The 3,809-nt window shown below is 72.5% G+C and carries 4 protein-coding genes; 1 reads left to right on the top strand and 3 read right to left on the bottom strand.

The window, feature by feature from the left end; translation table 11 throughout:
* Positions 1 to 124: 124 nt before the first annotated feature.
* The 3 genes from ABZW03_RS38385 to ABZW03_RS38395 form a co-directional block, all read right to left on the bottom strand.
* Positions 125 to 508 carry a VOC family protein gene (locus ABZW03_RS38385; RefSeq protein WP_355269136.1) on the bottom strand — a complete coding sequence of 128 codons (384 nt, stop codon included), beginning with the start codon at positions 506 to 508 and terminating at the stop codon, positions 125 to 127.
* A gap of 178 nt (positions 509 to 686) precedes the next feature.
* Positions 687 to 2,339 (bottom strand): LCP family protein, encoded by a 1,653-nt coding sequence (locus ABZW03_RS38390; protein ID WP_355269138.1) that lies wholly within the window; start codon positions 2,337 to 2,339, stop codon positions 687 to 689.
* Positions 2,332 to 2,790, bottom strand: a complete 459-nt coding sequence (locus tag ABZW03_RS38395; RefSeq protein WP_355269140.1) for a DUF6542 domain-containing protein — start codon at positions 2,788 to 2,790, stop codon at positions 2,332 to 2,334. The genes ABZW03_RS38390 and ABZW03_RS38395 overlap by 8 nt, the downstream gene beginning before the upstream one ends.
* A 309-nt stretch (positions 2,791 to 3,099) precedes the next feature.
* On the opposite strand from ABZW03_RS38395, the gene ABZW03_RS38400 reads away from it, so the two are divergent.
* The coding region (locus ABZW03_RS38400) for a TetR/AcrR family transcriptional regulator (RefSeq protein ID WP_355269142.1) at positions 3,100 to 3,809 on the top strand (710 nt) is incomplete at its 3' end.

Raw genomic sequence — 3,809 nt, forward strand, 5'->3', positions numbered from 1 at the left:
AACGCTCGGCTGGGAAACCCCAGCCGAGCGCCTGCATAAACTGATCGCGGCTTGATCAACTAACCACGTGTTGCAACGACCCCTGGAAACCGCCGGCCGGGACAGGGGGCGCCGTCGTCGTCGCCTACTGCTCGGTCGCCCACTCGACCAGTTCGATCACCACCCCGTTCGGGTCGGCGACCTGGAAGAGCTTCTCGCCCCACGGCTCCTCGCGCAGCGGCAGGGTGATCACGACCCCCTCCTCGCGCAGCCGCCGCTCCTCGGCGGCGATGTCCTCGACGACGAAGGCCAGGATCACGCCGTCCGCGATCCGGTGGCGCTGCTCCTCCGGCAGGACTTCGAGGCCGCGCCGGAGGTAGACGACGTCGACCCCGCCGCCGGGGTGGGCGAGCGAGACGAAGCCGTCGGCCGACATCGCCTCGGTGTAGCCGAAGTGCCGCTGGAGGAAGGCGGCGGAGGTGGTGACGTCCTCGACGGTCAGGGAGACGGCGGTCTTGGTGATCTGCAAGGCGGAGAACCCTCTCGTCGGTGCTCGTGCGGTTATCCCGTACGCAGTACACTATACATAGTACGTAGAATCGCGCCAGGGTTTTCCGTGATCTCGTTCGGTGGCCGCTTCCGGGTAGGAACCATCGAGGGAGGCTCCCCGGGCGGGGAGCCTCCCTCGGCTGTCGGTGCGGGGCGCGTCAGTAGACGCAGGGGATGCCGCCGTCGGACTGGGCGTCCACGGCCGGGCCCTGCATGGGCAGGTTGGCGGCCGGGTCGGCCGGGGCGGTGCCGGCCGGGCCGGGGGCGGCGGGCTGGTCGGCGGCGACGCCGGTGAAGGCGGTGCCGAGGGTGACGACGACGTGGTCGGCCGCGGTGGCGGCGGAGGCCGTGGCGGTCACGCCGTAGCGGGCCGCGATCTGCTCGGCGGCCTCCTTGGCGCCCTTGCCGTACGTGACGGTGGTGGTCTTCGGCCGGGTGCCGGCCGGGCCGGTGCGGCCCTCCTTGAAGCCCATGGCGACCAGGGCCTTCGCCTCGGCGGCGGAGGTGACCCCGGTGGCGGAGGAGGCGTTGAAGACGTCCACGGTGACGGGCTTGGCGGCGGCCGGGGGCGTGGTCGCGGCGGGCGCGGTCGCGGCCGGCGGGGCGGCGGGGGTCGGGGCGGCCGGGGTGCCCGCCGGGTCCGCCGGGTCCGTCGGGGCCGGCGCGGGGGCGGCGTCGGCGTAGCCGAAGAGCTGCTTGACCACCTTCTGCACCTTCGCCGGGGTCACCAGGTTGACGTCCTGGCCGTTCTTGGTGCCGAAGCCGTCGAAGGTCAGGGTGTTGAACTCGACGTTGCCGCCGGTGAGGTTGGGGGCCTGCTGGGCGAAGTCGAGGACGTTCCACTGGTCGTCGATGACGAGGTCCTTCTGGATCACGCCCATCAGCTCCTGCATCTTGCCGAGGTCGCCGACGACGCCCTTCTGCTTGAGGTTGTGCACGACGGAGGAGATGAACGCCTGCTGGCGGTGGGTGCGGGCGAAGTCGCCGGTGTTGCCGTCCGGGCCGTCGAGGTTGTGGCGCTGGCGGACGAAGGAGAGCGCCTGCGAGGCGTTGAGCTTGTTGATGCCCTTGTGGAAGTCGGCGCCGGAGCCCTGGCCCTCCATGGCCGGGTCCTTGGTGTCGTGGGTGAGGCAGACCTCGATCGGCTGGAGGGCCTTGGCGATGTCGTAGAAGCCCATCAGGTTGACCTCGGCGATGTGGTCGACGGGCTGGTCGAGGAACTTCTGCACGGTGCGGATGGTGGCCGCGCGGCCGATGTCCCGGCCGGCCTTCTCCAGGTCGGCGCCCTTGAGGCCCTTGGCGCGCAGTCGGCCGTCGGCCTTCTCCTTGGCCGCGCCGTAGGCCTCCTTGATCTTGGCCATGCCGAGCTGGGAGCCGTCCGCGTCGTAGGTCATCACGTAGTCGTCGCGGGGTATCGAGACGGCCTGCGCCTTGCCGCCGTTCGCCGGGATGTGCAGCAGGATCAGGGAGTTGGTGTTGTAGCCGCCGATGTCGGAGCTGTGGCCGGCGTGCAGCTCGTCCTGGACGAACTCGGGCGGGAGGTCCGTGCCGTCCATGTTCTTGCGGCTGTCCAGGCCGATCAGCAGCAGGTTGACCGAGTTGTCGAGGTGCTTGGGCGCGTCCTTCTTGGTCTCGGCGATGACGCCGGAGGTGGTCATCCCGTCGGTGAGCTGCTTGTACTCGTACCAGACCACTCCACTGGCGGCGAACACCGCGAAGCCGACGGTGCAGGCCAGCACCCGGCCCGCGATCAGCGGCGCGGAGGGGCGGCGGGCGCCGGTGCCCGCGCCGTTCCCGGGGTCGTCAGCCATGCTGCCTCCTCCTCGCCCGGACCAGCCGGACGGTGATCACGACGACGGCCGCGGCCGCGGCCCCGGCCATCACGGGAAAGCCGTGCACCACCCACTTCGCGGCGCCGGTGGCCAGGCCCTTGCCCTGGTAGCGGTCGCGGTGGGCGGCGAGCTCGGCGGCGGCCGTCACGCCCAGGACGACCAGCGGCGAGGCCGCGAGCACCCACCACCAGCCGTTGCGGCTGCTCAGCGCGGCCGCCAGGCCGGTGCCGAGCACCGCGGCCGCGGCGAAGGCGAGGCCCGTGCCGGAGCCGGAGAGCTCGTCGACCGCGGCGCCCGCCAGCGGCAGCCCGAGGGCGACGGCCGCCGGCAGCGCGGGGCCGCCGGACAGCGGGCGTATGTGCCCGGCCGGCCCGTCCGCCGCCCGTCGGCGCGCCCGCTGGCCGCCCGGCCGTCCTCGTTGCCCCGTCACGCCCTCACCCCGGTGTTCCCGTGCTCCGCGCGCCACGGTGGCGCCTGCGCCGCGTGCCGTCCGGTGGTCCGGAAGTCTGTTCGTGGCGCTGCCAGTTCCGGACGCCGGTTTTCGGACGCCGGTTCCCGTACGGGGCCGGCCGCCCGTGGGCGGGGGCGCTTCCCATTTCTTCTACACGGATGTAGAAGTCGTACGCAGCATAGAACACGTCCGTTCGACGGCAAGTCCGGGTGCGCCGCCGCCTGGATAAACTACACCGGCTAGTTTTTTCGGTGGTCGGCCGGTGGGCCGGTGGGAGAGGAGAGGGCCGTGGCGGCGACGGGCGGAACGGGGCGGCCGGAGAAGCGCGAGGCGATCACGCGGGCCGCGACGGTGGTGTTCGGGCGCGAGGGCTACGTCCGGGCCAGCATGGACGCGATCGCGGCCGAGGCCGGGGTGTCCAAGCGGACGGTCTACAACCACTTCGCCGACAAGGAGGCCCTCTTCCAGTCGGTGGCCCTGCGGAACTCGGCGGAACTGACCGAGCGGATCAGCGAGTTGATGGCGAAGTACCTCGGCCGGGTGGTCGAGCTGCGCCAGGACCTGATCGACTTCGCGGTCGAGCGGGCCCGCGCCGTGCTGTCCGCCGGTGAGCACGGGGCGCTCGGCCGGGCGATCCGGGCCGAGGTGGCCAACATCCCGGCGGACGTCCTGGCGGCCTGGCTGGAGGCCGGGCCGGGCGCCTCCCAGCGCGAGCTCGCGGAGCACTTCGAGGCGCTCTCCGGGCGCGGGCTGCTCGCGGTCGGCGACGCCGCCCTGGCCGCCGAGCAGTTCACCCTGCTGACCTTCCACGGCATCGCCGAACGCTCCTTCTGGGGCGCGCTCCCGGTGGCGGACGAGGAGGTCGAGCGGATCGCGACGGCCGGCGTGGACGCCTTCCTGCGGCTCCACGGCCGGCCGGCGGCCGAAGACGGTGTTCAGCGCGGGCCGGCCGCTCTCCCCGAGGCCGGTGACCTCCAGGACGTGGGTGACGAAGCGGT

The sequence above is a fragment of the Kitasatospora sp. NPDC004799 genome (assembly GCF_040609095.1).
In the GTDB taxonomy this organism is placed as follows: domain Bacteria; phylum Actinomycetota; class Actinomycetes; order Streptomycetales; family Streptomycetaceae; genus Kitasatospora.